Genomic DNA, 24,518 nt, shown 5'->3' with positions numbered 1-24,518 from the left:
CCCGCTGATCTTTGCTAACTATTGGCTACACCATTGTGCAAACCGATGACAGTATCTTCCGGCTTGAAAGTTTTTTTACCGGTTTTGGTTTTGGCATTGTCATTGCGTACTGCCGCCAACATATCGAGATATTCCTGCGTAACCTTTCCGGTAATGTACTCGCCGGTAAACACTGAGCAATCAAAATTGGTGACACGGCTGTTACCTTCCGAAGACGCGGCAATCAAATCTTCCAGATCCTGGTAAATCAACCAGTCAGCCCCGATTTCGCGACACACCTCTTCATGGGTGCGACCGTGTGCAATCAATTCGGAAGCCGTAGGCATGTCGATGCCATACACATTCGGATAGATGACCGCTGGTGAAGCGGAAGCAAAATAAACTTTCTTGGCACCAGCGTCGCGCGACATTTGAATAATTTGCTGACAGGTTGTACCGCGCACGATGGAGTCATCCACCAGCAACACATTTTTTCCTTTAAATTCGAGGTCAATAGGATTCAATTTCTGACGCACAGATTTTTTACGCTGCTGTTGGCCCGGCATAATGAATGTGCGGCCGATGTAACGGTTCTTCACCAGGCCTTCGCGGAATTTTACACCCAGTTTTTGCGCCAATGCCTGGCCCGCCACGCGGCTGCTGTCAGGAATCGGGATCACAACATCAATGTCGTGATCGGGACGCTCGCGCAGTATTTTCTCCGCCAGTTTTTCACCCTGACGCAAGCGGGCCTTATAGACCGAAATACCATCAATGATGGAATCGGGTCGAGCAAAATAAACATGCTCAAAAATACAGGGATTTAAACTGGGGTTTTCTCCGCATTGGCGACGATGCAGTTGCCCGTCCTCAGTGATATAGATGGCCTCACCCGGAGCAACATCATCCATCAACTCAAAGCCCAATACGTTAAGTGCGACGCTTTCCGAAGCCACCATATATTCTGTGCCCTCTTCTGTTTCACGCTTGCCGTATACGAGAGGGCGGATTCCAAAGGGATCGCGGAAAGCGACCAGACCATAACGCGCAATCAAGGAAACTATTGCGTAGCCGCCACTGACGCGACGGTGTACGCCAGACACAGCGGCAAAAATATCATCAGCGGTGGGCGTTAATTTTCCTTGCAATTGCAGTTCGTGTGCAAACACGTTCAAGAGAACTTCAGAATCTGAGTCGGTATTCACATGGCGTAAATCGGTCTTGAATAATTCTTCACTCAGTTGAGCCGCATTGGTGAGGTTGCCGTTGTGAGCCAGGGCAACGCCATAGGGTGAGTTTACATAGAAAGGCTGAGCAAGAGCCGGGCCGGAGCTGCCTGCGGTAGGATAACGGACGTGGCCAATCCCCATGTTACCCACCAGCCGTTGCATGTGACGCGTCCTGAACACATCCTGCACCAAACCATTTGCTTTTTGTTGCGCCAGTCTACCGTCCTGACAAGTCACAATCCCTGCGGCATCCTGCCCCCTGTGTTGCAATATGGTTAACGCGTCGTATAACTGCAAATTCACATCGCGTTTACCCACAATACCAACAATGCCGCACATAATTGCCTCACCTTTAAAAAATGTGTATTGCTACTTGCCGAACAAACCTGAAAACATTTGCGAGACGTCTGTGGCCGCAGAGCGAGCCCAGTCTTCAAATGATAAAAAATAGGGAATCAATCGTGATTCGTGCCACCAGCCATCTTCTTCAACGGGAATCAATGAGGGCAAGAAAATCAGTAATGCCATCACGATAATAAAACCACGGGCCAAACCGAACACCATGCCTAAAGTGCGGTCGGTGCCGGATAGACCGGTAATCCGCACCAACTCTCCAATCAGATAATTCACCATTGCACCGACCAATAAAGTCGCAATAAATAAAATGGCAAACGCGACAACCTCGCGGACTGAGGGAGTAGTAATTGAATCCGTTAACAGGACAGCCAGACGTTCGCTGAAGAATAGCGCAATAATGACTGCCAGAACCCAGGTGGCGAGAGAAAGGGCTTCCTTGACGAAACCCCGCTTGATACTGATCAAACTGGATAGAACCAAGATAACGACAATGGTCCAATCTGCCCAATTCATGCGCCAGGAATCTCCGGTTGATCAAGGAGGCGCATTTTAGCAGACCGGTCCTGCATCAGATACCCCGAAAACAAGGGAATAATGGTGGCCCGCCTCACCCACTTCAAGGCTTGAATCGCAGCACCATAGCATTCACTTTCAGGCGCTTGTCGACTTCGGCTTTTACTTTCAGGGCTTCCGCTTTATCCAGTTTTGGACCGATGAAAACCCGGGTTACCGAGCCATTTGCGGTAGTAACCGTCCGCACATAGGCCTTATGGCCTTCTGCCTGCAACTCATCGCGTAATTTGCTGGCAGCCTCTTTATTGCTAAGGCTCGCGACCTGTACCACCCAGGCTTCCGGAATTCCGTCAGCTTCCAATGGTAGTTCAGGAACCTCATCGGTGGTATCGGCAGGCTTGCTTTCAGCAGATGCCGTGGATGGGCTGGTCTCGTCGATTTCAGTCTTCGGTTCAGGCTCCGGAGGTAAAAACATGGTCTCCGGTTCTGGTGCAGGGGAAACTTCAGTCTGCTGCGGCGTTTCAAACGTGACGTGCGGCGAGGAGGGCTCAGTGGGAATTTGTGTGCGGGTTTCAACCTGGTGCCCTTGCTGCTCTTTAAAAAAGCCAGGCAAGAAGATCACACCGATAGCAGCCAGGACCACCGCGCCAACCAATCTTTGTTTCAAGGCATCTTTCACCGGTGACTCCCGCTCTCTGGCTCTAAAGGCTGCAAAACGGCCAGCGCAGCAGCCACAGTATAGAAAGAACCGAAGACGACGATTCGATCTTCAGCTTGTGCAACAGTCAGCGCTTGCGCAATACACTCTGCCACTGTACCACGACCGACAACAGGCACGGTCAGTTGTTGCAGGTCCTGCGCCAATTGGTCAGGCGTAGCGGCGCGCGGCAACCATGAGAGATCTGCCAGATACCAGGCGTTGATTAAATGCGTAAGATTTCCCAGGCTATTCGAGCGATCCTTGTCTGCCATCATCGCCACAATACCAATAATGCGTCCCGAGAAATCCTGGGCTTGCAGGCGCCGCGCAAGGTACTGCGTAGCGGCAGGATTGTGCGCAACATCCAGAATAAAATGCTGATTGAGATGGCGCAGTTGTTGAAAGCGCCCGGGAAGCTGTAAATTCTCCAGCACAGAGGCGCAGTCAATTTTACTGAGATCAATTCCGAGCAGATTCACCACTTGCAATGCAGCGGCAAGACTCGGCAAGGGCAACACAGGTAATGGCATCTGCTCCATAACAACGCGTTGATCTGCGGGGTCGAGCCCCCACCAATCCCATCGCATATGCCCTTGAGTAAAAGCAAAACTCTCACCCACACCGTGCCACACAGCAGATACATGTTGCGCTGTGTCCAGCACCGTCTTTGGTGGCACAGGATCAGCGCAAACAACCGGCCGATGCGGACGCATAATGCCCGCTTTTTCCTGTCCGATACTTTCTCGATCATTACCCAACCAGTCCTGGTGATCGAGATCGATACTGGTAATGACAGCAACATCGGCATCAATAATATTGACGGCATCTAGCCGGCCGCCTAGTCCGACCTCCAGCACTATGGCATCCACCTGGTGACAGCGGAATATCTCCAATGCAGCGAGAGTGCCAAACTCAAAATAGGTCAGACTGACAGCGTTACAAGCGAGATAAATCTTTTCGAATGCGTCACAAACCTCTGCCTCAGTGGCATTTACGCCATCAATACAGATGCGTTCGCAATAGTGCAGCAGATGGGGAGATGTATAAACGCCAACTTTTTTCCCTGCGGCGCGCAACAGTGCAGCCGTAGCCGCCACACATGAACCCTTGCCGTTAGTGCCGCCAACCGTGACAACCCTTGCGGAGGGATTCAACAACTGCAATCGTTGAGCGACAACGCGGATGCGCTCCAGCCCCAGGTCGATCTCCTGGGGATGGCAGGTTTCCAGCCACCCCAACCAGTCATTAAGTGATGAAAATTGCATCGAAGCGCAGGGCGAAAAGTTTAAACCGCTGCGCGACGGGTAAATTTCGCCAGCAAGGCAGCAACTTTATCGCGCATGTCACGACGGTGAATGATCATGTCGATAGCTCCATGCTCCAGCAAAAATTCACTGCGCTGGAAACCTTTAGGTAACTTCTGGCGAATGGTTTGCTCGATAATATTTGGACCAGCAAAACCGGCGCGCGCACCCGGCTCAGCGGCATTGATATCACCCAAAAGCGCCAGACTGGCTGACACACCGCCATATACCGGATCTGTCATGATCGAAATATAAGGCGTTCCCTGCATCTTCAAGCGCTCAATCACCGCGCTGGTTTTGGCCATCTGCATCAGAGAAATCAACGCCTCTTGCATGCGAGCGCCGCCCGTAGCGGAGAAACAGATCAACGGAATATTTTCTTCAAGGGCCACTTTGGCAGCGCGGGTAAAACGTTCACCTACCACATATCCCATCGAACCACCGTGGAACGCAAACTCAAAAGCCACTGCTACCACCGGCATACCCTTCAACTCACCCTTCATGGCAATCAAGGCATCTTTTTCGCCCGTAGTTTTCTGGGCTGAGGTTAAACGCTCTTTATATTTTTTGATGTCTTTAAATTTCAGACGGTCAATAGGCTCAACTTCCGTCGCCAATTCCTTACGATTATCTTCATCAAGGAATACATTCAGGCGCGCTCGTGCGCCCATGCGTTTGTGGTGATCGCACTTGGGACAAACATCGAGATTTTTTTCCAGTTCGGGCTTGTAAAGCACTGCATCGCACTTCACACATTTCTCCCACAAACCTTCAGGGACTTTGGTACTGCGCTTGCCTTCCGAGCGCACCACGTTAGGGATAATCTTGTCTAACCAACTCATCGGTTATCTTCTCTCGTTACAGTTTTCGACATTAAAAATCAGTTTTAGCGCGCATCAAGTGCCCGACGGATGCCGCCAACAATATCACCGACTGCCTGAGCAATCGCATCCTGGCCTTGGTCAGCCATACTGCCCATTTTTTCCACCAACACACTACCAACGACTACACCATCCGCGAGGGAGGCAATCGCCTTGGCTGTTTCAGGATCTTTGATGCCAAAACCGACACAAACCGGCAGATCGGTAAGCTTACCAAACTCATCCAGTTTGGCTTTTACCGCACCGACATCCAAGTGACCGGCACCGGTAACACCTTTGAGAGATACATAGTAGAGAAAACCACTGGCGTGGCTGGCAATTTTGCGCGCCCGCTCCAGGGTTGTTGTCGGTGCCAACAGGAAGATGTTATCGAGGCCCGCAGCATCCAAGGCATCCTTCAATACCACGACTTCCTCAGGAGGCAAGTCTACCGTCAACAAACCATCGACGCCTGCTTCGGCTGCAGCCTTGGCGAAAGCTTCGTAGCCAAAACGCTCTACCGGATTGGCGTATCCCATCAATACCAGAGGCGTGTGGTTATTGGTTTTACGAAACTCACTCACCACTTCCAGGGTATTTCTCAAACTGATGTTATGGGCGAGCGCCCGCTCATGTCCTTTCTGGATAACTGGCCCTTCGGCCATCGGATCGGAAAAGGGAACACCCAGCTCGATGACATCAACCCCTTGCTCCACCAGTTTATGCATAGCGGGCAAAGTGGCTGCCGGATAAGGATCGCCATTAACAATATAAGCTACCAATGCTTTACGATTATTGGCCTTAGCTTGACTCAAGACTTGCGAGATTCGACTCATCAATTGAAATTCCTAGACGACTGATAGTGCCCGATGGCGGTTAAACGGTGATTCCATCGATTTCGGCAACAGTGAGAATATCCTTGTCACCCCGGCCGGAAAGATTGGCAATGATAATTTGATCTTTGCCCATGGTAGGTGCAAGTTTCTCCACATAAGCCAAGGCGTGACTGGACTCCAGCGCTGGCATAATGCCCTCAGTCCGCGTTATTTTGCGGAAAGCAGCGAGCGCTTCATCATCATTAATTGCCACATAGTTTACGCGACCAATGTCCTTTAACCAGGAGTGTTCCGGACCTACACCAGGATAATCAAGACCAGCAGATACAGAATGCGTCTCGATAATTTGACCGTTTTCATCTTCCATCAGATACGTGCGGTTGCCATGCAGGACACCGGGAATACCTTTGTTTAAAGGAGCTGCGTGTTTGCCCGTTTCGATACCCAGACCCCCGGCTTCCACGCCGTACATCGCCACCGATTCATCGGTCAGGAATGGATGGAACAAACCAATGGCATTTGAACCACCACCGACACACGCCACCAGGGCATCAGGTAATTTCCCAGCTTGCGCCAGAGATTGTTCACGCGCCTCACGGCCGATTACCGCCTGGAAATCACGCACCAGTTGAGGGTAAGGATGAGGACCCGCGACGGTGCCAATGATATAGAACGTGTCATCCACATTCGTAGCCCAGTCACGCATCGCTTCGTTCATGGCATCTTTTAATGTGCGTGAGCCCGACGTGACGGGAAATACTTCCGCACCAAGTAACTTCATTCGATAGACGTTCAAAGACTGACGTTTGACATCTTCTGCGCCCATATACACTCGGCATTTCAAGCCAAGCCGAGCCGCGACTGTGGCGGTAGCGACGCCGTGCTGCCCTGCCCCGGTCTCGGCGATAACCCGGCCTTTACCGGTAAATTTGGCCAGAAGCGCCTGTCCGATTGTGTTATTAACCTTGTGCGCACCGGTGTGATTAAGATCTTCACGTTTCAAAAATATTTGCGCGCCACCCAGTTCCCGGGTCCAGCGCTCCGCGAAGTACAGCGGAGAAGGTCGGCCTACATAATGGGCCAGATCTTTGTCAAATTCGGCTTGAAAGTCAGGATCATCCTTCAGACGGGTGTAAATAGTGTTTAACTCATCCAGCGCGTATATAAGGGTTTCCGAAACAAAGCGGCCACCATAGGGACCAAAATGACCTTCGGCGTTGGGAAATGCGCTGTAATCAATTACGGAAGACTGCTTGATATCACTCACCGTTTCTTCACCTGTTCGAGCCATGACTGGCATTGATAATAAATTCTCTTACCTTGGCAGCATCTTTCTTACCGGGGGCTGATTCAACACCGCCGCTTACGTCCACCCCATAAACCTTCGTGGTATGAATGGCGTCAGCAACGTTGGCTGCAGTCAATCCACCTGCCAGGACAATGGCTTTATCGGGATTCTTCGGAACCCGCTGCCAATCAAAGGTTTCACCGGTGCCTCCGGGAACTCCGGGGCGGTATGCATCCAGAAGAATTGCTGCCGCTGAAGGGTAGCCCGCTATTGCCGATGTAATATCCAGGGCCGGACGCATACGAATAGCTTTCATGTAAGGTCGACCAAAAGACTCACAATAGGCAGATGTCTCATCGCCATGAAACTGCAATACATGCAATGACACTCGACTCAACACCTCACTCACATAAGCCGGTTCCGCATTAACAAATAAGCCGACAGTTGTAACAAATGGCCCAACGGAACGGGCTATTTCCTGAGCGAGGTCAACATCGATGGCTCGCGGGCTAGGCTCATAAAACACCAGACCAATTGCATCGGCTCCCGCTTCTTGCGCAGCCAATGCATCAGTTACCGAGGTAATACCACAAATTTTTATTCGGGCTCGTGCCACTGTCCAAACCGTTAAGAAAATAAAGCGCCGATACTAACAGAAAACTACCTCAAAAACTGTACCTTGCCGGTTTTTGGCGTCATCACCGATCGATTCTATGGTGCTATAAAACCACCCACCGGTTCGGCTAAAAATAAAGGGCCCGGCGATATTTCGGGCAATGCAAAATGCTCTGGATAACCAACTGACACCAGATACAAGCCAAAGGGCCTTGCGGTTACACCGCCAGCACTGCGATTTTTTGCAGCGAGTACTTCCGCCACCCATGAAGGTGGTACATCGCCGACACCGACCGCAATCAATACGCCCACAATGTTACGCACCATATGATGTAGAAATGCGTTGGCCTGCACCTCCAATACGATCAAATCACCGCGGCGGACGATATGCAGATGATTAATTTTTCGCACTGGGCTGCGCGCCTGGCATTGCGAAGCCCGGAATGATGTAAAGTCATGCTCGCCCACCAAACAAGCGGCACCTTCCCGCATACGGTCCACATCAAGCCGACGGTTTGACCAGGTCACCCGATCATGGGTCAGACTGGAATAGCTCTCTCGATCCGATAGCAGGTAACGGTATGTACGCGCATGTGCGCTGAAACGTGCGTGGAATTGAGGGGCAACATTTTTTGCCCAGCGCACGGCCACACTGGGCGGAAGATGAGCGCGTGTACCCAGTGCCCAGGCACGCTCCGGGCGCTGTGCCAATGTATCAAAATGAACAATTTGCGCAGTGGCATGAACACCTGCATCCGTACGTCCTGCGCATACCAGGGTAACAGGCTCAGCAGCTATGGTTGATAGAGCCACCTCCAACGCTTGCTGCACTGTACTGACACCATTAGGTTGTGTCTGAAACCCATGAAATTCAGCGCCGTTGTATTCAACCGCCATCGCCACCCGTTGCATACCCTCAGGCCAAATAGTGTCAGCCACCACTTCGCCATTGCGGGTATAAACTTTACTGGTAGGGACGTAATTCTCACTCATGTGCGCAATTTCATTAAGAAAGCTAACAGCCACAAATAACAAAGCCTCATGCACCGAAGTGCACAAGGCTTTATTGGCACATCAACAAATCAGGCGTCTATTCGGCCAAGTAAACCTTCAGCTTCTTCGCGCTGCTGGGCATTACCTTCCTGAACAACTTCGGAAAGGATGTCACGCGCACCGTCAGTGTCACCCATATCAATGTAAGCACGCGCCAGATCGAGTTTGGTTGCTGCCTCATCAGTATCGGCAAGGAAGTCCAGCTCGGCATCCATATCAGCCTCAGACATAGTACCAAGCTCGGGCATATCTTCAGCCTCCTCATCCGGAAGTTCAGATAAGGCCTGCTCAAACATATCATCGTCAGCATCAGGCAAATCAGTCGTTGTCAGTGAAGGCTGTTCATCTTCCAGCTGAGCATCGAGATCCGCAAATGCCTTGTCATCGGTCTCACCAAACTCGGCGTCAAGACCTTCCATTTCATGGTCCAGACTTTCCATTTCATGATCCAGCGCTTCCAGATCCAGATCGCTCATGTCCATGTCTGGATTAAAGTCGTCGGTATTATCATCATCTAACGCACGTACTGGCTTTTCTTCCTGCTCTGGCGCGGCTTCGCCAAACGCAATTTCATCTTCTGTGTCTTCTGCCAGTTCAGTTTCTTCAAAGTCGAAACTGAAGTCATCATCCTCCACCGCAGTAGATGTTGGCGATGCCGCTGTTTCTTTGAGCGGAGGCTCGTCATCTAATTCGAACGAAAGCTCTCCCAGGTCATCATCGAAAGAACTGGTTTCTTCTTTCTTTACTTCTGTTTCATCGGTGGCAACAGAGAAGTCATCATCAAGGTCCAGAGTAAACTCATCTTCACCCGCAACCGCATCAGTATCCTGAGGCTCTTCAAATGAGAGGTCGTATCGGGTATTAGCCGTACCTACATCAGACTCTCTTGACAGAGTTTCACCCAATGACAAAGGCTCTGACGACTCTTCTTCCAAATCCAGATCAAAACTGAAATCATCATCGGTGGTAGATGCCGAGGCTTGCTGGGTATCCGCCGGCTCGCCGTACAAATCATCGTCCAGGCCGAAATCAACAGTGTCATCACTGGAAGATAAATCAATGCCATCCTGTGCCGACAGATCGAGGCCCGAATCAAACTCGCCCGCGCCGGGGATGCTTTCGCGCAACTCAGCAGCTCGCTGCAGCTCTGCATGGCTCGCATCACCCAATAAACTGGCATAGTGTTGATCAAACTTGTCGACGTTTTCTGTCTGGGAGTAAACCTCCAGCAACTTCATTCGAATGGGCACTGAAGAGGGCTCTCTTGAGAGAGCTGTCAATAGCATCTCTTCTGCCTGATCGAACTTGCCGTAGGCTATATAGATATCAGCTTCCGCAACCGCATCGCCTGTCTCGGCCTCGGCCGGAAGATCATCTTCATCAAACAGCGGCATCTCATCTTCCGCTTCGCCAGGATAATCTTCCTGATACTCTTCGTTGTATGCTTCTTCATCAGCCGGAGGCATGCTGAAGAAATCGTCTTCTTGTGCAGTTTCCTCTTCCATCGCTTGTTCATTGCGACGGCGGATCAGTGCATAGGCAGCCAACAATAACACCAGCAAACCCGCGCCAATCCAGATAGCGTTATCCACGATGTGATCAACAATGGTGGGCTTGGGTGCGGATTGCACCACACGATTAGGGTTTACCGGTGCAGGCTTCGCTTGTTCGGGCTCCACTACCTGCGGCGCAGGCGTTTCAGCCGGCTCACTTTCAACTGGCGCCTCAAGCTCAGACTCTATGGCAGGCTCTGGCGTTACAACATCACCAGCTACTGGTTCATCCGGTTGCACTTCTTCGGGCTGAATTGCATCCGGCGTTGTAGTTTCAGTTGCCTCGCCCTGCGTTGCGGCTTGTTGACTAGCCGCCAACTGCATCGCGCGAAGCTGCTCATTACTGACATCGACCAAACGCTCCATCGTGTCGATTTGCTCTTCCAGATCCTGAATCCGTGAATTCAGATCGGAATTCTCCATACGCGCTTTGTCGAGTTCTTCCAAAGTAGCAGCCAGTTCATTTTCCAAACCACGGCTGTCGCCCGCATTACTGCCGCTACCCTGTCCGCTGCCATCATAATCGCTGCCGGGTGATGCGAGTCGAACCTGCCCGCTCACATCCTGGGACTCGCGACGCGTAGACACTTCGCGACGCGACGCATTCAACTGAGCCCCCATGGCATTTCCAGACCATTCCTGGTTCTGCATTGCAACCTCAGCAACAGCATCACCACGAGACATGGAGCGAATTTCATCGGCCGAAGGCAAGCGCAATACTTGCCCTTTACGCAGCAAATTGATATTGCCGTTAATAAATGCGTCGGGGTTCAATCGCTGGATAGCCAGCATGGTCTGGTGTACTGACAATCCGCGCTCCGGACGAACATCCAAAGCGATCTGCCACAAGGTTTCATTACTGCCAACAGGCCCATAGGAGTCAGCCCCGGAACGGCGACCACCCGAAGGAGCTTCAGGCTCTGGGCGAGGCGTTGTTTGGGAATAATCGGATGAGCTGGAACGCGTCGGCGTCTGTACCGTGGGGCTGGTACGCGGTTGCGTCATGGGCTGGGGATACGATGTAGCAGATTCAACAGGCGTTGAGGGCGTATCGGCAAATGTCGGCAAGTCCATCAGCAAGGTGTACTCGCGCAACAGCCGACCACTGGGCCAACGGGCCTCTACCAGGAAATTGAGATAGGGTTCACGCACGGGATTGCGTGTTGAAACACGAACAACGGCACCGCCAGGTTCATTTAATAAGACCTGAAATTCGAGCTCCGTGTAGAAGTAGAGGCGATCAACACCATTGCGCTCAAAATCGGCTGGAGAACCAAGTGCTACGATGACTTGATCCGCACCGAGATCGCGAACATCCAGCAATTTGATTTCAGCATCCAGCGGCTGATTCAGAGCTGAATTTAGTTTGATTTCTCCCAACCCCAAGGCACTGGCGTAATTTGCCAAAAACGCTATGGCAAATCCACAGACCCCAACCAGCTTTCGAAGATGCATAGGACTATCCTTTTATTATCTCCCCCCTGGTTTCAAGCACCTGACAGGGATGGCAACATTTTGTCGGTCAAAAATATCGGGTACTTAAACCTGGACATTGTATGCAGAGGTTATAAAACCTCGAATAAATCTTCACTATCTTTCGTAAGTATTCATTATAAATAGCTTTTTATCAACACTTCAGCCCTTAACAAGCAGCCAAGCTGGCAGATTTTTAAACGTTTTTGGGCATATTCCACAAAATTAAGCGGTAGATTTTACCGCCCGCCGGGTGAAATTAACGCTCCGACTAAAAAAACGCCTCGATTCTGGTATAAGAATCGAGGCGTTGATTCTGCACGCATTAGCTCTTTATCAGGCTTCCTTAAGTATGCGCAACATCCGGCGCAAAGGTTCTGCTGCGCCCCACAACAGTTGATCCCCGACGGTAAAAGCTGACAGATACTGCGGCCCCATATTCATCTTGCGCAAGCGCCCTACCGGTATTGACAATGTGCCGGTTACGGCTGTCGGAGTCAGATCACGCAAACTCGCATCGCGCTCGTTTGGTACAACTTTAGCCCATTGATTCGCTTCTGCCAGCATCGCTTCGATATCAGCAACTGGAACATCTTTGTTTAGCTTGATCGTCAATGCTTGACTGTGGCAACGCATTGCACCAATACGAACGCAGAGACCATCCACCGGAATGGGGTTTTCACTACGACCCAAAATCTTGTTAGTCTCGACCTGCCCTTTCCATTCTTCTTTGCTTTGGCGGCTTTCCAATTGCTTATCGATGTAGGGCAAAAGGCTGCCAGCCAATGGGTGCCCGAAGTTATCACGAGGAAAGTCAGCGCTACGCATGGTTTCAGCCACCTGACGATCTATCTCCAGAATTGCCGAAGCCGGATCGGCCAATTTATCAGCGACCGAAGCATGGATAGTGCCCATCTGGCTGATCAGCTCTCGCATATTTTGCGCACCCGCACCTGAAGCCGCCTGGTAAGTCATCGAAGAAACCCAATCCACCAAGCCAGCGCGAAACAAACCACCCAAGCCCATTAACATAAGACTGACAGTACAGTTTCCACCGATGTAATTCTTAACGCCCTTGGCGATACCATTCTTGATGACATCCAGGTTTACCGGATCGAGGACAATCAGAGAATCCTTATCCATACGAAGGCTGGATGCAGCATCAATCCAATACCCGTTCCAACCTTCACTGCGCAGCTTGGGAAATACATCATTAGTGTAATCGCCCCCCTGGCAGGTGATGATAACGTCCAGTTGTTTCAGGTCAGCAATAGAAAAAGCATCCTTGAGCGCTGGCAGGCCACTGGCCACTGCCGGCGCTGCACCACCCACATTGGATGTGGTGAAAAAAATCGGCTCGATATCAGCAAAATCATTTTCCGCTTGCATGCGATCCATTAACACAGACCCCACCATGCCACGCCAACCTACAAAACCTACTCTCATGACTGTTCTCTCTGATTTACTATTAACTTGTTAATAATTTCTTTGCTTCATTTAGCGACTTAATGCCGCAACGACCGCATCACCCATCTGCGCCGTAGACACACGGGTTTTACCCTCCGTATAGATATCCGCCGTACGCAGACCGTCATCGAGCACCTGCCCTACGGCAACCTCTATAGCATCCGCCACTTCCGGCATTGATAACGAATAGCGCAGCATCATGGATACCGACAGAATAGTTGCCAAGGGATTAGCAATCCCCTGCCCGGCAATATCCGGCGCAGAACCATGGCAAGGTTCATACATACCGCGACCGTCTTTATCCAGTGAGGCCGATGGTAACATACCTATGGAGCCGGTGAGCATCGCCGCCGCGTCGGACAGAATGTCACCAAACATGTTTCCAGTGACGATGACGTCGAATTGTTTGGGTGCACGCACCAGTTGCATAGCTGCATTGTCGACATACATGTGCGACAGCTCAACATCGGGATATTCCGGTGCCAAAGAGTCCATGACTTCACGCCAGAGCATGGTAGCTTCCAACACATTGGCCTTGTCTACCGAACAGACCTTGCGATTACGCTTGCGCGCCATCTCGAATGCTGTTCTCCCGATACGCAGGATTTCACTTTCCGAATATTTATAGGTGTTATAACCCTCGCGCTCGCCATTTTCCAATACGCGAATACCGCGCGGCTCACCGAAGTAAATACCGCCCGCCAGCTCACGCACAATCAAAATATCCAATCCTGATACCACTTCAGGTTTCAGCGAGGATGCATCAACCAATTGTGGATAAAGCAGCGCGGGACGCAGGTTGGCATACAAGCCTAATTGCGAGCGAATCTTCAGCAACCCTTTCTCGGGACGGATAGCGCGATCAAGCTTGTCCCATTTGGGGCCACCGACTGCACCCAGCAATATTGCATCCGCCTGACGCGCTCTATCCAGTGTTGAGTCGGCCAGCGGAACGCCGTGAACATCAATAGCACAGCCACCCATCAGTTCATTTTCAAATGTCAGGCCCAGCTTGTATTTGGCGTTAACACAGTCCATTACCTTGCGCGCCTCGGCAACAATCTCCGGACCAATGCCATCACCCTCAAGTATTAAAATATGCTTACCCAAATCCCTACTCCCCTAAATATTCAATTTCCGTGTGGATAGCACCACACACGCATAAAAATATAGGCGCGAATGCCAATGGCACCGCGCCTTGATAAACCGGCGGATTATTTAACTGCATCAAACAGCCAAGGCGCCTCTGCCCGTCGCTTTGTTTCATAGGCACGAATGGCATCAGCATGTTCGAGCGTCAAACCGATGTCATCCAGGCCATTTAATAAGCAATGTTTGCGGAACTCATCAACGTCAAACGCAAACGTTTCTCCTGATGGGGTTTGCACGGTCTGCGCAGCAAGATCAATGGTTAACTGGTAACCTTCCGCTGCATACATTTCCTTAAATAATTGATCGACAATTTCATCGCTTAACACAATCGGCAACAAGCCATTTTTAAAGCAGTTGTTATAAAAAATATCCGCAAAGCTTGGCGCAATCACGCTGCGAAAGCCGTAGTCATCCAATGCCCAAGGAGCATGCTCACGGCTGGAACCGCAGCCAAAATTTTCACGCGATAATAAGATTGTTGCACCTTGATAGCGGGGGAAATTTAACGGAAACTCTTTATTCAAGGGACGGCCCGTACATTCCTGGTCCGGCTTTCCCTCGTCCAGATAACGTAACTCATCAAATAAGTTTTTGCCGAAACCCGTGCGTTTGATGGACTTCAAAAACTGCTTCGGGATGATCATGTCCGTGTCGACATTCGCGCGGTCCATCGGCGCCGCGATACCGGTAATTACTGTAAAACTTTTCATTATGCGTTCCCCCATTCGCGTACATCGACGAAATGACCGGCAATGGCTGCCGCTGCGGCCATTGCCGGACTCACCAGATGCGTGCGCCCACCATAACCCTGCCGCCCTTCAAAATTGCGATTGGACGTCGATGCGCAATGTTCACCAGCCCCCAACTTATCAGCGTTCATCGCCAGACACATGGAGCACCCGGGCTCGCGCCATTCGAGACCCGCCTCAATAAAAATATGATGCAAGCCTTCCGCCTCAGCTTGAGCTTTCACCGTACCGGAACCTGGCACAACAATAGCTTCCTTAACACTCGCAGCTTTGTTACGCCCTTTGACTACAGCCGCAGCAGCGCGGATATCTTCGATGCGAGAGTTGGTGCAAGAACCGATAAACACACGATCAACATAGATGGATGTCATCGGTTGATTTGCTTGTAAGCCCATATATTGCAACGCACGCAACATACCTTCGCGCTTCACCGGATCGGACTCGCTAGCGGGATCGGGAACCTTCTCATCCACCGCAACCACCATCTCCGGAGATGTACCCCAACTGACCTGAGGTTTGATGTCATCTCCACGCAATTCAACAACTGTATCGAAATGCGCGCCGTCATCGCTTCTAAAGTCACGCCAGGCAGCAACAGCCTTGTCCCACAAATCACCCGTGGGGGCGTAGGTCCGGCCTTTTACATAATCAATCGTGGTTTGGTCTACCGCCACCATACCGGCGCGAGCACCTGCTTCGATGGCCATGTTGCATACCGTCATGCGCCCTTCCATGCTCATATCGCGAAACACCTGACCGGCAAATTCCATCGCGTGGCCGTTGCCACCGGCAGTTCCGATTTTGGCGATAATTGCCAAGACCACATCTTTGGGCGTAACACCAGCCCCCAATTTTCCATCGACCGTGATCAACATGTTTTTCATTTTTTTGGCGACGAGACATTGAGTCGCCATCACATGTTCAACTTCGCTGGTGCCAATACCATGAGCCAAAGCGCCGAGGGCGCCATTGGTGGCCGTGTGGGAATCGCCGCAAACAATAGTCATCCCCGGCAAGCAGGCGCCGGTTTCCGGGCCGATCACATGCACAATGCCTTGGCGGCTGTCATTGATCTTAAACTCTACAATGCCGAATTCATCGCAGTTGTCGTCCAGGGTTTGCACCTGAATAAGGGACACCGGGTCCTGAATACCTTTCACGCCGAACGCGCGCTCTTTCTGTGTGGTTGGCACATTATGGTCAGGCGTTGCGAGGATGGAATCAATACGCCAGGGTTTGCGCCCGGCCATACGCAGTCCCTCGAATGCCTGGGGTGACGTCACTTCATGAACGATATGGCGGTCGATATAAATCAATGCCGAACCGTCATCGCGTTGCTGGACAAGGTGGGCATCCCAGAGCTTGTCATAAAGAGTTTTTGCGGCCATGGCTAACCTCTTGGGGCACGATTACTTGAATAAGGGTTACTTGAATCAGGCTCAAGCCTGTTTTTGTGAATGTGAGCGTTATTTTACGGACCACAAACCTATAAAACAAATTTATAATTTTTATAGATTGCATTCCAAATAAGAATAGATATAGTGACTGCCAATGGATACCCAACACCTACAGGCTTTTCTTGCCATTGCCGAAACCGGTTCGTTTTCTGCGGCCGCATTGCGCCTGCACCTAACGCAACCAGCGGTGAGCAAACGCATTGCTATTCTTGAAGAACAACTCCATACCACTCTGTTTGATCGCATCGGGCGCCAGGTGTCACTGACCCAGGCGGGATTGTCGCTACTGCCAACTGCGCGAAATATTCTCCAGGAGGTGGCCGCCGCCCAACGTGCCATTGCGGACTTGAAAGGCGATGTTCGCGGTCAATTAAGCATCGCGACAAGCCACCACATTGGCCTCCACCGTTTGCCGCCCTATCTACGTGATTACTCACGCAGCTACCCCGAGGTAAAACTGGACCTGCATTTTCTCGATTCTGAACAAGCTTTTCAGGAAATTATCCAAGGGCGCTTTGACTTGGCCATCATCACACTCGCCGAAGAAATGGATTCGCGCATTGCCGCCGATGTGATCTGGCGGGATCAGCTGCGTTTTGTTGCAGCACCGGCGCATCCGCTAGCCAAAGCAAAGACCTTAACATTGAAGGATTTGACGCCGTATCAAGCCATCATGCCGGATATGAATACCTACACCACACGTCTGATTCGAACCGTGTTTGATCGGCAGCAGCAAGTGCTGGATATCACCATGGTGACTAATCACCTCGACACCATCAAGATGATGGTGGCTATTGGATTGGGCTGGGGCGTTTTGCCGGAAACGATGATCGACGAAGAGCTGCAAATATTACCGGTACAACACCCGCCACTGACACGCCCTTTGGGCTGTATTTCCCACCGCCAACGCAGCCTGAATAATGCGGCGCGCGCATTTCTTGAACTGCTTAAGCGCGATGGATTACATAGTGTTTAAAGATGGCTACTCGTTCGCACGATGAATGACTATTCTTTTTTCAAAAAACCACACTGAGAAACACCGTGTGTTATGCCAAGTATTACCGCAAACTATGTATTTTCATCTACACTTTGTAACGATCAATTTATACACTTAGAGCCTGACATTTTCGTCGCGTTAACATCACCATCGAGGGACACATATCATGAAAAAACTGACTCTTGCCACAACCCTGGCGCTTCTCTCTCCTTTCGCAGCAGCCGATACTATTCTCGGTGTGTATGCGGGAGCTGGCCAATGGCAGGGAGAATACAGCGGTAACGCTGGCGACCCGAGCATTGATGTGAAATCCCTGGGCATGGATGAAGAAGACAACAACTACTATTACATTGCGCTAGAGCATCCGGTACCGATTATTCCGAACATCAAGCTGCAAAAAATGGATATTACCAGCGAACAAACCGCAACCATTGATCAAACTTTCACCATTGATGGCACTACCTTCGTCGCCGGCACTGAAGTCGCCTCTGACTTCGATCTCAGCCATATGGATATCGTGCTTTACTATGAATTGCTCGACAATTGGGTGAACCTGGACGTTGGTTTGAATATTCGTAAATTCGATGGTCACGTGACCGCCGTGAGCGAATTTACAGCTGAATCAGTGGAACTGGATGAAGCCATCCCGATGATTTATGCAAAAGCGCAATTCGATTTACCCCTGACCGGATTTTCTGTAGGCCTTGAAGGCAACGCGATCAATTATGAAGACAATCGCCTGACCGACTACAGCGCCAAATTGCAGTATATGTTTGATTCAGCATTGGATATCGGCCTGGAAGTTGGCTACCGTGAAATGTCATTGGAAGTTGATGAGGATGTAACGGCCGATATACAACTTAAGGGCCCTTACGCTGCACTGCTGTTCCACTTTTAATTACATCACGTGAACTAAAAATACCCCGGCAATGCCGGGGTATTTTTTTAGAACATCAATCGCGCAACTCAAAATTATCCGCATCCATATGCGCCGGAAATACTGTGCGATACTCCTGCAATCGCTGCGCGCTCAACTGCACAATAAAACAGCCGTTAGCTGTTTTTGCCTGAAGTAACTCAATACCATCAGGACCATAGACTGACGAGTCACCACCATAATGCTGTTGTTTTTCATCGACACCAATACGATTCACACCCGCGACGTAACTTAAATTTTCGATAGCTCGCGCCTGCAATAATCGATTCCAATGCAATTCCCGCGCACTCGGCCAGTTGGCAACATAAATCGCCAGATCATAGTCACCACGGTTACGCGACCACACCGGAAAGCGCAGGTCATAACACACAAGCGATAAAACTCGCCAACCCTTGACTTCAACCACCACGCGTTTATTTCCACTGGCGTAGCGAGTGTGTTCACCAGCCATGCGAAACAAATGGCGTTTATCATAATGAGTATGGCTACCATCAGGGCGCATCCAGACCATCCGATTAAAATAATTTTCACCGTCCTTAACAACCAGACTTCCGGTTATGACTGCACCCAGCGCGTTCGCTTGTCGCGCCATCCATTCGTATGCTCGCCCATCGACCGCTTCGGCATAGTTGCGCGCACCAGCACAAAAACCTGTAGTAAAAACCTCCGGCAAAATCACCAGATCACAACCGCTGGCAAGTTTGATTTCTTGCGCAAACACATCCAGATTATGTTGCGGATTATTGGGCAATATTTCGTGTTGAATTAATGCAATACGCAAATCATTCACAGCGATCTACCTCAAGAGTCAGATGATTCGATAACCGTATGCGCTTTGGGGAAGACGCCCAAATATGCAATCAAAAAAGCCAACAAAGCACACATGCCACACAGATAAAACGTCAGCTCGGCACTATAATCCCACAAGATGCCGCCCAACAATGCACCCAGAGCGCCTCCGGCACCAAAGCTAAGGGAGCTGTACAAGGCCTGCCCCTGGCTTTGGTGAGCACCACCAAAATAACGCCGCACCATTTCGATAGATACTGCATGAGCCACACCAAAGCTACCCGCGTGCAACAGCTGGGCAAAGACCAGCATCGGCCAATATTCTGCAAAGGCGGCAATCAACCACCAGCGAATACTCGTCACTAACAACACCCACAACAGTAAGGTGCGCAACGAAAAATGTCGCAGCAAGTGGTGCATCACGATGAACACCACTACCTCAGCCATCACACCCAGGGCCCATAACAACCCGGTAACACCACTGCTGTACTGGTGGTTATCAATCAGATACAGACTATAGAAAGTGTAGTAAGGCCCATGACTGAGCTGCAACAAAAAACTCATCAATAAAAAACATAGCATCGTCGGCTGACCGACAACTCGCCAAAAACCACCAGATTTATTATTCGATACCTGTGGCGCTATCGGTTTCAAACTGATGCTGGACAAGCCGATCAACAACAAAAAGGTAAAGATAAATACCGGCAAGTAGCGGACCGACAATATATCGAATAGCCAACCTAACAACATCACTGCCGCAATAAAACCCACGGACCCCCATAAGCGAATTTGCCCATAGCGATGGTGGTCTTTTGCGAGATAGCTCAGTGTGATCACTTCAAATTGTGGCAATACGGCATGCCAGAAAAACGTATAAGCACTCACCACCACGACCAACCACACAAATGACTGATCGACAAAAACACCGGCAAAGAATGCACAGGCAGCAAAACTACCGAGGCGAATAATCTGCAAACGCTTTTGCGTTCGGTCTGCCAACCAGCCCCAAAAGTTGGGAGCAATAATGCGCGTAGCCAGGATGATCGCACCGATAATGCCGACATCGCGCGAACTGTATCCCAGGGATTTCAGATACACGCCCCAATAGGGAACCATCGCACCAACGACGCAGAAATAAAAAAAATAGAAACTGGATAATCGCCAGTAGGGCAACGCCGGCGACGTAACAGGTGACAGGGAGTCAGACATAACAGTTGCGGACAACGCCGGGGAAACAGAAAAAAGATGATAGCGGCCGAACCAGAGTCGACCGCTATCGCACAGGATTATTTAACGCGCGCAGGAATTACCGGTACATCGTGTTTGACCGCACCGTTTTGACCGCGATGACGAAGCAGGTGATCCATCAACACCAACGCCAACATCGCTTCGGCAATGGGCGTCGCACGAATACCGACACAGGGATCATGGCGGCCTTTAGTGACCACCTCCACCGCATTGCCGTGCACATCCACACTGCGGCCGGGAATATGCAAACTGCTGGTGGGCTTGAGCGCAATGTTCGCCACAATATCCTGGCCCGAGGAAATGCCGCCGAGGATTCCGCCCGCGTTATTGGACAGAAAACCTTCCGGCGTCATCTCATCACGGTGCTTGCTGCCGCGTTGATCCACCACACCGAATCCTTCACCAATTTCTACACCTTTGACCGCATTGATGCTCATCAACGCGTGGGCAATTTCTGCATCGAGACGATCAAAGATCGGTTCGCCCAAACCCGGTGGAACACCCGTCGCCACCACAGTAATTTTGGCACCGATGGAGTCGCCCTCTTTATTGAGGACTTTCATAAACTCTTCCATCTCGGGCACTTTACTGGCATCAGGACAAAAGAAAGGATTTTGTTCAATCTGATCCCAATCCACGGTTTCAATTTTGATCGGACCTAACTGCGAAAGATAACCGCGCACTTCAATGCCCAATACATCCTTCAAATATTTTTTTGCAATAGCGCCCGCCGCTACACGCATCGCCGTCTCACGTGCAGACGAGCGACCGCCGCCGCGATAATCGCGCACACCGTATTTTTGCATGTAGGTGTAATCGGCATGGGCCGGCCGGAACTGGTCTTTGATATTGGAATAATCTTTGGAGCGCTGATCGGTGTTTTCAATGATCAACCCGATGGGTGTACCGGTAGTCTTGCCTTCAAACACACCGGAGAGAATCTTCACCTCATCCGCTTCGCGGCGCTGGGTGGTATAGCGGGATTGACCGGGCTTACGACGGTCCAGATCTATTTGAATATCCGCTTCGCTGAGTTCGAGCCCCGGCGGGCAACCGTCTACGATACAGCCCAATGCCAGGCCATGGCTCTCGCCGAAGGTGGTGACGGTAAATAATTTGCCATAACTGTTACCGGACATAATGCTCTCTTGCGTCAAAATAGATGTGGAAAACTCAGGAAGCCGGCGATTATACGTGAGTGACCGGCAGGCAGCACCCCTTCTCGGGAATCAGCATTAAAGCAACCCTTGCGCCGACGCCTCATGCAATTGCGCGGCCGTCAGCAGAAACACACCGTGGCCGCCACGCCTGAACTCCAGCCAGGTGAAAGGCAACTCGGGGAAAGCCTCTTCCAGCGCGACACAACTGTTGCCCACCTCGACGATCAATACGCCCTCTTCTGTTAAATGATCAAGCGCTTCCCGGAGCAGGCGGCGGGTAAAGTCGAGCCCATCCACACCGGACGCCAAGCCCAATGCCGGCTCGGCTCGGTATTCCGCCGGCATCTCGGCCAGGTCTTCGGCATCCACATAGGGCGGATTGCTGACGATCAAGTCGTAGCGCAACTCTGCCAATTCATTAAACAAATCCGATTCGATCGTACGCACGCGGTGGCCGACTTCATGGATATCGATATTACGTTGCGCCACCGCCAAAGCATCCACGGAGATATCGCTCAAATCCACGGCGGCTTCGGGAAAGACATAGGCACAAGCAATCCCGATGCAGCCACTGCCGGTACAAAGGTCGAGGATATATTCAGGTTCGCGCAGCAACCAGGGCGCAAATTGATCCTCAATCAGCTCGGCGATAGGCGACCGTGGCACCAGGACGCGCTCGTCAACTTTAAAGGGTAAACCGGCAAACCAGGCGGTGCCAGTGAGGTAGGCGGCAGGAATACGTTCATCCATACGCCGACGCAGCAGTGCAATAACATCCTTACGCTCGGCCAAGGCCAAGCGGGCATCAAGCACCTCGGGGTTCAAGGGCAACGACAGATGCAAGGCATGCAGCACCAGTTGCAAGGCTTCATCCCAGGCATTGTCAGTGCCATGGCCAAAGAATAGCCCTGCTGCATTGAATTGACTGGCACCCCAGCGGATGTAGTCGCGTATGCTGATTAAATCACTGCAGACATCGTGCTTTTGTCCAATACTCACATCTCTACCCTATGCTGTTTTGGTTAGCTCGGCATTCTACCGGGATATCGAAAACTTTAAATGAAAAAGCACCGCCGCCGGAGGGTACCAACCCGCCATATTGGCATAAAAAGTACTTTACGATTTTGCCGGCATCACGTAGGGTGAGCGCCCCCAGCGCGGCCCGGTTAGCGAAGCATATCGTTAGCCTTGCGGTCAGTTTCTGATGAGAGATCCGTCTGACGAGAGACGCCCTGATTATGGCGAGGACTACGGTTATGAAAGAACATTTTGCCCACATCATTGCCGGCATCGGTGAAGACCTGAACAGACCAGGGTTGGTTGACACCCCGGAACGTGCCGCCAAGGCCTTTCAATTCCTGACGCGCGGCTACAATCAAACCCTGGATGAGGTGGTAAACGGCGCCCTGTTTCCGTCCGAGTCCAGCGAAATGATTATGGTGAAGGATATCGAGCTGTATTCATTGTGCGAGCATCACCTGCTGCCTTTCATCGGCAAAGCCCATGTGGCTTATATACCAACCGGTAAAGTGCTCGGGCTATCCAAGGTAGCGCGAATCGTGGATATGTACGCGCGCCGCCTGCAAATCCAGGAACAACTCACTGTTCAGATCGCCGAGTCAGTGCAACAAATTACCGGCGCATCCGGTGTCGGGGTCATTATCGAGGCCAAGCACATGTGCATGATGATGCGCGGCGTGGAAAAACAAAATTCCTCCATGAAAACCTCGGCCATGCTCGGCTCTTTCCGCAGCAATCAGGCAACCCGGACCGAGTTCCTGTCACTGTTGCGCTAACCGCCCATAAACAAATGCCCACACAGGTGGGCATTTTCGGATATCTCATCCAGCAGCCGTATCAGTTGCTCAACTTTACCACTTCCACGCGCGCACTTAGATTGCCCCGCCCCGCCGGAGCAAGGCTACCCAAGCCGTGAGTGGTGATACGGCTCGCCGCAATACCTTCCTCGACCAACGCAGCCTTAAGTGATTCAGCATAACGGAGTGAATCATGCTGCTGATTGGCCGGTGCATTGCCTCGATAATCGTGGCCAACCAACGCAACCTTCCATTGTGCTTGTCGCTGCAACACTTTAACCAGCGTTTTGACATGCTCCGGTTTGATCAGCAGATGGGACTGCCCCGCCTCATCATCCGCAACTGCACCGGGGAAGACGTAAAACCCCTGGGTTTGAAACAAACGCAGCAGTGAGTCAGGATCAGTAGCAATACTTTCTGCCGGCGCTTTATCGCTTTGCAGGATATCAAGCTGCACCAACACGCGTTTGTTGCCACGCAAAACCGCGTAGAGAGAAACGTAATAGGGTGCTTTTTTCTCCTGTATTATTTCGTAGGCTGCATAGTGTTGGTGCTGATCCAGCCCGTACAACTGAATAACTTTAAAATGGTTGTTGGCCCAGCTGTTGCTCGGCCCACATTCACGACCATCACAACGGTATAACTCGCGTGCGCTCAATTTTTTTAATTGCCGGGCATAAAAATGAAAACCATCTTCCGCACTATGGGTTGATGGTAGTTCCAGCGTCATACGTGTCAGTTTGCCGCTGAGCCGTTGATGGTGATCAACACTCCACATACCTTCCGTTTTCTTGAAACTACCCAAAGCCAGGACGTAATCATCATCCTCAAGCTGACTGCGAAAGACAATTCGCGCATGCGGATATTCTTCAAGCCCCAGATCAGTCTCCGGCGTTTGGGCAACAACCCACCCGCCACTACATAGAAATAAAAGGATTACCCATGCACATAATTGACCGCGAGACGTTGGAGCAGATAAAAACAA

The 24,518-nt window shown here is 51.1% G+C and carries 22 protein-coding genes; 3 read left to right on the top strand and 19 right to left on the bottom strand.

What is annotated here, in order from left to right; genetic code table 11:
* Window positions 1–14: 14 nt before the first annotated feature.
* From purF to leuC, 14 genes are all read right to left on the bottom strand, one after another.
* A complete protein-coding gene (purF, locus tag CBR65_RS02620; protein ID WP_087465412.1) occupies window positions 15–1,547 on the bottom strand; it encodes an amidophosphoribosyltransferase in 1,533 nt (510 codons plus the stop codon).
* A 30-nt stretch (window positions 1,548–1,577) separates the two neighbouring features.
* Window positions 1,578–2,078, bottom strand: coding sequence for a CvpA family protein (locus CBR65_RS02615; protein WP_087465411.1), 501 nt, complete (start codon window positions 2,076–2,078; stop codon window positions 1,578–1,580).
* Between the two features lie 103 nt (window positions 2,079–2,181).
* The gene (locus tag CBR65_RS02610; protein WP_087465410.1) at window positions 2,182–2,757 is read right to left on the bottom strand and encodes an SPOR domain-containing protein; all 576 of its coding nucleotides are present in this window, start codon (window positions 2,755–2,757) and stop codon (window positions 2,182–2,184) included.
* Window positions 2,754–4,043: a bifunctional tetrahydrofolate synthase/dihydrofolate synthase gene (gene folC / locus CBR65_RS02605; RefSeq protein WP_087465409.1), complete on the bottom strand. Its 1,290-nt coding sequence runs from the start codon at window positions 4,041–4,043 to the stop codon at window positions 2,754–2,756. Before folC ends, CBR65_RS02610 begins: the two co-directional genes overlap by 4 nt.
* A 20-nt stretch (window positions 4,044–4,063) precedes the next feature.
* Window positions 4,064–4,924: an acetyl-CoA carboxylase, carboxyltransferase subunit beta gene (accD, locus tag CBR65_RS02600; RefSeq protein WP_087465408.1), complete on the bottom strand. Its 861-nt coding sequence runs from the start codon at window positions 4,922–4,924 to the stop codon at window positions 4,064–4,066.
* A gap of 44 nt (window positions 4,925–4,968) precedes the next feature.
* Window positions 4,969–5,778, bottom strand: coding sequence for a tryptophan synthase subunit alpha (gene trpA / locus CBR65_RS02595; RefSeq protein WP_087465407.1), 810 nt, complete (start codon window positions 5,776–5,778; stop codon window positions 4,969–4,971).
* Between the two features lie 40 nt (window positions 5,779–5,818).
* Window positions 5,819–7,036 (bottom strand): tryptophan synthase subunit beta, encoded by a 1,218-nt coding sequence (trpB, locus tag CBR65_RS02590; protein ID WP_369825656.1) that lies wholly within the window; start codon window positions 7,034–7,036, stop codon window positions 5,819–5,821.
* Window positions 7,037–7,052: 16 nt separating this feature from the next.
* On the bottom strand, window positions 7,053–7,682 hold the full coding sequence (locus CBR65_RS02585; RefSeq protein ID WP_087465406.1) for a phosphoribosylanthranilate isomerase: 630 nt from the start codon (window positions 7,680–7,682) through the stop codon (window positions 7,053–7,055).
* Window positions 7,683–7,777: 95 nt separating this feature from the next.
* Window positions 7,778–8,674, bottom strand: a complete 897-nt coding sequence (gene truA, locus CBR65_RS02580; protein ID WP_087468884.1) for a tRNA pseudouridine(38-40) synthase TruA — start codon at window positions 8,672–8,674, stop codon at window positions 7,778–7,780.
* 89 nt (window positions 8,675–8,763) lie between these two features.
* Window positions 8,764–11,742 carry a FimV/HubP family polar landmark protein gene (locus CBR65_RS02575; RefSeq protein WP_087465405.1) on the bottom strand — a complete coding sequence of 993 codons (2,979 nt, stop codon included), beginning with the start codon at window positions 11,740–11,742 and terminating at the stop codon, window positions 8,764–8,766.
* Window positions 11,743–12,096: 354 nt separating this feature from the next.
* Complete coding sequence (gene asd / locus CBR65_RS02570) at window positions 12,097–13,206, bottom strand: aspartate-semialdehyde dehydrogenase (RefSeq protein WP_087465404.1); 1,110 nt, start codon at window positions 13,204–13,206, stop codon at window positions 12,097–12,099.
* A 51-nt stretch (window positions 13,207–13,257) separates the two neighbouring features.
* The gene (leuB, locus tag CBR65_RS02565) at window positions 13,258–14,337 is read right to left on the bottom strand and encodes a 3-isopropylmalate dehydrogenase (RefSeq protein ID WP_087465403.1); all 1,080 of its coding nucleotides are present in this window, start codon (window positions 14,335–14,337) and stop codon (window positions 13,258–13,260) included.
* Between the two features lie 104 nt (window positions 14,338–14,441).
* Window positions 14,442–15,089, bottom strand: coding sequence for a 3-isopropylmalate dehydratase small subunit (gene leuD / locus CBR65_RS02560; protein ID WP_087465402.1), 648 nt, complete (start codon window positions 15,087–15,089; stop codon window positions 14,442–14,444).
* Complete coding sequence (leuC, locus tag CBR65_RS02555) at window positions 15,089–16,516, bottom strand: 3-isopropylmalate dehydratase large subunit (RefSeq protein WP_087465401.1); 1,428 nt, start codon at window positions 16,514–16,516, stop codon at window positions 15,089–15,091. Before leuC ends, leuD begins: the two co-directional genes overlap by 1 nt.
* Window positions 16,517–16,679: 163 nt before the next feature.
* On the opposite strand from leuC, the gene CBR65_RS02550 reads away from it, so the two are divergent.
* A complete protein-coding gene (locus CBR65_RS02550) occupies window positions 16,680–17,561 on the top strand; it encodes a LysR family transcriptional regulator (RefSeq protein WP_087465400.1) in 882 nt (293 codons plus the stop codon).
* Between the two features lie 187 nt (window positions 17,562–17,748).
* Window positions 17,749–18,480, top strand: coding sequence for a TIGR04219 family outer membrane beta-barrel protein (locus tag CBR65_RS02545; protein WP_087465399.1), 732 nt, complete (start codon window positions 17,749–17,751; stop codon window positions 18,478–18,480).
* 55 nt (window positions 18,481–18,535) lie between these two features.
* Here CBR65_RS02545 and CBR65_RS02540 read toward each other — a convergent pair whose 3' ends face one another.
* The 4 genes from CBR65_RS02540 to prmB form a co-directional block, all read right to left on the bottom strand.
* Window positions 18,536–19,309 carry an amidohydrolase gene (locus tag CBR65_RS02540; protein WP_087465398.1) on the bottom strand — a complete coding sequence of 258 codons (774 nt, stop codon included), beginning with the start codon at window positions 19,307–19,309 and terminating at the stop codon, window positions 18,536–18,538.
* 11 nt (window positions 19,310–19,320) lie between these two features.
* Entirely contained in the window at window positions 19,321–20,517 is a 1,197-nt protein-coding gene (locus CBR65_RS02535) for an MFS transporter (RefSeq protein WP_087465397.1), read from the bottom strand.
* A 77-nt stretch (window positions 20,518–20,594) separates the two neighbouring features.
* The gene (gene aroC, locus CBR65_RS02530) at window positions 20,595–21,695 is read right to left on the bottom strand and encodes a chorismate synthase (protein ID WP_087465396.1); all 1,101 of its coding nucleotides are present in this window, start codon (window positions 21,693–21,695) and stop codon (window positions 20,595–20,597) included.
* A 96-nt stretch (window positions 21,696–21,791) separates the two neighbouring features.
* The gene (gene prmB / locus CBR65_RS02525; protein WP_087468883.1) at window positions 21,792–22,709 is read right to left on the bottom strand and encodes a 50S ribosomal protein L3 N(5)-glutamine methyltransferase; all 918 of its coding nucleotides are present in this window, start codon (window positions 22,707–22,709) and stop codon (window positions 21,792–21,794) included.
* Window positions 22,710–22,972: 263 nt separating this feature from the next.
* On the opposite strand from prmB, the gene folE reads away from it, so the two are divergent.
* A complete protein-coding gene (folE, locus tag CBR65_RS02520) occupies window positions 22,973–23,512 on the top strand; it encodes a GTP cyclohydrolase I FolE (RefSeq protein ID WP_087465395.1) in 540 nt (179 codons plus the stop codon).
* Between the two features lie 61 nt (window positions 23,513–23,573).
* Here folE and CBR65_RS02515 read toward each other — a convergent pair whose 3' ends face one another.
* The gene (locus tag CBR65_RS02515) at window positions 23,574–24,518 is read right to left on the bottom strand and encodes a DUF4892 domain-containing protein (protein WP_087465394.1); all 945 of its coding nucleotides are present in this window, start codon (window positions 24,516–24,518) and stop codon (window positions 23,574–23,576) included.

The sequence above is a fragment of the Cellvibrio sp. PSBB006 genome (genome assembly GCF_002162135.1).
Taxonomy (GTDB): domain Bacteria; phylum Pseudomonadota; class Gammaproteobacteria; order Pseudomonadales; family Cellvibrionaceae; genus Cellvibrio.
Note: the sequence above shows the minus strand (reverse complement) of the source record. Positions and strands in the feature narration are given on the sequence as shown.

Bases quoted from the DNA above. Each gene is read 5' to 3' on its own strand.
- CBR65_RS02535 (WP_087465397.1), bottom strand. From the start codon at position 20,517: ATGTCTGACTCCCTGTCACCTGTTACGTCGCCGGCGTTGCCCTACTGG.
- asd (WP_087465404.1), bottom strand. From the start codon at position 13,206: ATGAGAGTAGGTTTTGTAGGTTGGCGTGGCATGGTGGGGTCTGTGTTA.
- purF (WP_087465412.1), bottom strand. From the start codon at position 1,547: ATGTGCGGCATTGTTGGTATTGTGGGTAAACGCGATGTGAATTTGCAG.
- leuD (WP_087465402.1), bottom strand. From the start codon at position 15,089: ATGAAAAGTTTTACAGTAATTACCGGTATCGCGGCGCCGATGGACCGC.
- truA (WP_087468884.1), bottom strand. From the start codon at position 8,674: ATGAGTGAGAATTACGTCCCTACCAGTAAAGTTTATACCCGCAATGGC.
- CBR65_RS02550 (WP_087465400.1), top strand. From the start codon at position 16,680: ATGGATACCCAACACCTACAGGCTTTTCTTGCCATTGCCGAAACCGGT.
- folC (WP_087465409.1), bottom strand. From the start codon at position 4,043: ATGCAATTTTCATCACTTAATGACTGGTTGGGGTGGCTGGAAACCTGC.
- folE (WP_087465395.1), top strand. From the start codon at position 22,973: ATGAAAGAACATTTTGCCCACATCATTGCCGGCATCGGTGAAGACCTG.
- accD (WP_087465408.1), bottom strand. From the start codon at position 4,924: ATGAGTTGGTTAGACAAGATTATCCCTAACGTGGTGCGCTCGGAAGGC.
- CBR65_RS02615 (WP_087465411.1), bottom strand. From the start codon at position 2,078: ATGAATTGGGCAGATTGGACCATTGTCGTTATCTTGGTTCTATCCAGT.
- aroC (WP_087465396.1), bottom strand. From the start codon at position 21,695: ATGTCCGGTAACAGTTATGGCAAATTATTTACCGTCACCACCTTCGGC.
- leuC (WP_087465401.1), bottom strand. From the start codon at position 16,516: ATGGCCGCAAAAACTCTTTATGACAAGCTCTGGGATGCCCACCTTGTC.
- trpA (WP_087465407.1), bottom strand. From the start codon at position 5,778: ATGAGTCGAATCTCGCAAGTCTTGAGTCAAGCTAAGGCCAATAATCGT.
- CBR65_RS02545 (WP_087465399.1), top strand. From the start codon at position 17,749: ATGAAAAAACTGACTCTTGCCACAACCCTGGCGCTTCTCTCTCCTTTC.
- CBR65_RS02575 (WP_087465405.1), bottom strand. From the start codon at position 11,742: ATGCATCTTCGAAAGCTGGTTGGGGTCTGTGGATTTGCCATAGCGTTT.